Genomic DNA, 3,584 nt, shown 5'->3' with positions numbered 1-3,584 from the left:
AAAATATAAGCTTCTACACTAAAAAAGATGATGATTTAATACTTGACGAACAGATTGCACACTTCTTTTTAGATGTGCCAGTAGCTATTTATGAAAATAACAACAATCGTTACGGTGACTTTGAAAAGGTAAAAGATTTGATTGACGCTTACGATAAAACTCAATCTGATAGTGCTAACGACTTTGAAATGTTTACTCATGCTTACTTAGTTGTAAGTGGATATTTGATAGATGAACAAGATGCTAACAATATAGAGAATCAGAATGTTATAAACTTCCAAAGCGGAGATGGTAAAGCAGAATATTTAATCAAGAATATACAAGATAGTGCATTAGAAAATTATAAGAATAGGCTAGACAATGATATAAATCGCTTTAGCCGAGTTCCTAATGTTAGCGATGAAAATTTTAGCAATAACTCCTCGGGTGTGAGTTTAAAATATAAGCTTATGGGACTTGAAAGCCTAACAGGAATTAAAGAAGCTAAGTTTAGAAAAGGTTTAATGAGAAGAATAGAGTTAATGTGTAACATATTAAAGATAAAGACTAATCAAGATATGGACTATACTGATATTCAACCTATATTTACAAGAAATAAACCGTTTAATGATGTTGAATTGGCCGATACTATGCAAAAGTTAACTGGTATTTTATCAGATGAAACTATATTAGCAATGTCACCTTATGTTGATGATGTGCAAGCAGAGTTAGAACGTAAAATAAACGAACAAAATCAAGCTTATCAAGATAATTATTCGACTTTAGAAGGTGAGATAGTTGAGTAAAAACAATATAGATTACTGGAAAAAAAGAGAAGACTATAAGCTAAAAAAAGGATTAAAAGAAGTAAATAAAATCGAAAAAGAAATAGTTAAGATATATAAATCTGCTATGGATGATATACATAAAGAAATATTAAGCTTCTACAATAAATACGCTATAGATAACAATTTAGAGTACAAGGAAGCTTGCAAGTTGTTAAGAGGTAGCGAGTATAAGCAATTTAGAATGGATTTGAAAGAGTATATGAAGCTTATTGATAATGAGGATATTTTACTCGAATTGAACACATTATCTAAAAAGGCTTCTATTAGCCGCCTAGAGGATTTGCTATATCAATGTAGTAAATACATCAATGAAGTATATACAACGTCCGAGAAGAGGCTTCAGATGTGTTACAGTGGTACTGTGAAAGATAACTTCTACCAATCAATGTATGATATTCATAAATCAATAGGGGTTGGTGCTTCTTTTAGTCATTTAGATAATAAGATGATTGAAGATATTCTTCGTTATCCTTGGAGCGGTAAAAACTTTAGTCAATCACTTTGGGATAATCGTACAAAACTTAATAATGAATTGAAAGTTACTCTTACCAAAGGAATTATTCAAGGTAAAAGTATTAAGGATATGGCTAAAGACTTAAACAAGAAAATGGATACTGATTTGTATTACTGTAAAAGAATAGTACATACGGAACACGCTTATTTTATGTCAGAGTCATCTGCTAAAGCATATAAAGAAACTGGGGTAGAAGAGTATCAGTACTTGGCTACGCTAGACAAAAGAACTAGCAAGGTATGTCAAAGCTTAGATTTGAAAATATTCAAACTCAAAGATAGGCAAGTTGGAATAAATGCTAGCCCAATGCATCCGAATTGCAGAAGTTCTGAAGCGCCATATTTTGACGATAATGATTTAAGTACTCGATTTGCTAGGGACTCAAATGGAAAACCGATAGAAATACCTAGCAATACAACATACAGTGAATGGATTAAAATGTTTAATATTAAATTGTAGGTTTACCACTATTCCTAATTATGATATAATTATAATAAGGGAGTTGATTATATGAGTAAGCCAAACATTAAATGTGAAGTTTGTGGCAAGGAATTTTATAAAAAGCCTTTTAGGATAGAAAAGGAAAAAAATCATTGCTGTGGATTTGAGTGCCAATCTATATTAAGACATTCGTTTAAAGTTAAGCCGATTGAGGATAAATTTGGAATGAATATAAAAGATTTGCTTCATGATTTGTATATTGTAAAAATGTATCCTACTGGAAGAATTGGAAAAGAGATAGGCTTGAGTAAATCTAAAGTTTGCGAATGGCTTAAAAAGTATGATATATCTATAAGATATGGTAGTGAAGCCATTAAAACTCAATGGATAGATGCAGACGAAAGAAGAGCCATGTCGTCAATGACAATGAAGGATAACCAATCTAGAGGAATAGATAGAAGCTTCATGCATACTGACGAATATAAATTGAAACAAAGCATATCCAAAAGAGGGTCAAAGAATGGTATGTGGCGAGTATGTGGAGAAAAACATCCGAATTGGGATAAAAATAGGACTCACGAGAAAAGAAAATTAGAGAGAAAATCAACTAAGGACAATATGTGGAGGTCTTCTGTATTTTATAGAGACAATAGAACTTGTTTTAAGTGTAGTGAAAATAATATTAAAAATATGGTGGTTCACCATATAGACTCATACGATATTCATGAAGACAAGAGATATGATATCAATAATGGCATTGTATTATGCGAAAAGTGTCATAAAGATTTTCACGGTAAGTATGGATATGGTAAAAATACTCGTACTCAATTTGAAGAATGGATTAAGGCTGATTAATTTCAGTCTTTTTTATTTCATTGTTTTTATATTTGCTAGAGATATGAATAATAAGCCTATAGAAGTTGATTCAAATATGACTTATAAAATGTGGGCGAAAAAGTTTAAAGTTGAGTAGCCTATAACTATCATTTTTAGGTGTGTATATAAAATGTATATAATTTGTGTATATAATTTTATAAAACTATACACAAAACTATACACATAAAAAACCTAGTAATTGCAATGGCTTCAGATACTTATTTTTATATATGTATATATTGTATATAATGTATATAATATTTTAAAGTAGGGTAGTACCCATTTGTCTGATAAAAAACTATTGTACTTAAATATAATAAAAAGTATAGTACTAGATGAAAAAACTATACACAACATATACAAGGTACACAATGTAGTATTTTCAACGGTTTCATTTTTCGAAATTAGTTACAAATCTATACACAAAACATACACAAATTAGTTACAAAATATATACACGTCTATTTTAGAGGTGTTTTTTTATTTTATTGCCTTTTACTTGTATAGGCTTAAAAGAAACATGGTTTATAAACTATATTTCTGTCTACATGGACATTAAACATGGAAGGAGATTTAAAAAATGGATGCAACAACAAACGTTAACGTGAATGAAGATGTAGTGGTGGAAGGTGGAGTCACTCCTACAAATGATAATGTGGTACAAGAAGAAAAAACTTTTACTCAAGAAGATTTAGATAAGATAATGGCTAAGAAATTTGCACAATGGGAAAGAAAAGCAGAACAAAGGGCAAACGATAAAGCTAAAGAGGTTGAAGAAGCTGAAAAGCTAAAGCGTATGAGTGAAACGGAAAGACAACAAGCAGAAATGAAAAAGCAACTTGAGGAATATAACAAGATGAAGTCTGAAATGGCTAGAGAAAAGTTATCTAATCAAGTTGTAAAGGAATTAGCTTCTAGGAATTTAC

General features: G+C 30.3%; 4 protein-coding genes. All 4 read left to right on the top strand.

Annotated features, from left to right (window positions below; genetic code table 11):
• Nucleotides 1-785: phage portal protein (locus ACRDBA_RS12370; protein WP_438573230.1), on the top strand; the 785-nt coding region annotated here is incomplete at its 5' end.
• Nucleotides 778-1,800 carry a minor capsid protein gene (locus ACRDBA_RS12365; RefSeq protein WP_438573229.1) on the top strand — a complete coding sequence of 341 codons (1,023 nt, stop codon included), beginning with the start codon at nucleotides 778-780 and terminating at the stop codon, nucleotides 1,798-1,800. The genes ACRDBA_RS12370 and ACRDBA_RS12365, both read left to right, overlap by 8 nt.
• Before the next feature lie 51 nt (nucleotides 1,801-1,851).
• The gene (locus ACRDBA_RS12360; protein WP_438573228.1) at nucleotides 1,852-2,637 is read left to right on the top strand and encodes an HNH endonuclease; all 786 of its coding nucleotides are present in this window, start codon (nucleotides 1,852-1,854) and stop codon (nucleotides 2,635-2,637) included.
• Nucleotides 2,638-3,238: 601 nt separating this feature from the next.
• Nucleotides 3,239-3,584, top strand: a 346-nt coding sequence (locus ACRDBA_RS12355; protein WP_438573227.1) for a capsid assembly scaffolding protein Gp46 family protein, incomplete at its 3' end; no start/stop codon positions are given.

This window comes from Clostridium sp. (genome assembly GCF_051654825.1).
GTDB lineage: Bacteria > Bacillota > Clostridia > Clostridiales > Clostridiaceae > Clostridium.
Note: the sequence above shows the minus strand (reverse complement) of the source record. Positions and strands in the feature narration are given on the sequence as shown.

What these genes read in the sequence shown, in the direction of transcription:
- ACRDBA_RS12360 (WP_438573228.1), top strand. Translation starts at nt 1,852, where the DNA reads ATGAGTAAGCCAAACATTAAATGTGAAGTTTGTGGCAAGGAATTTTAT.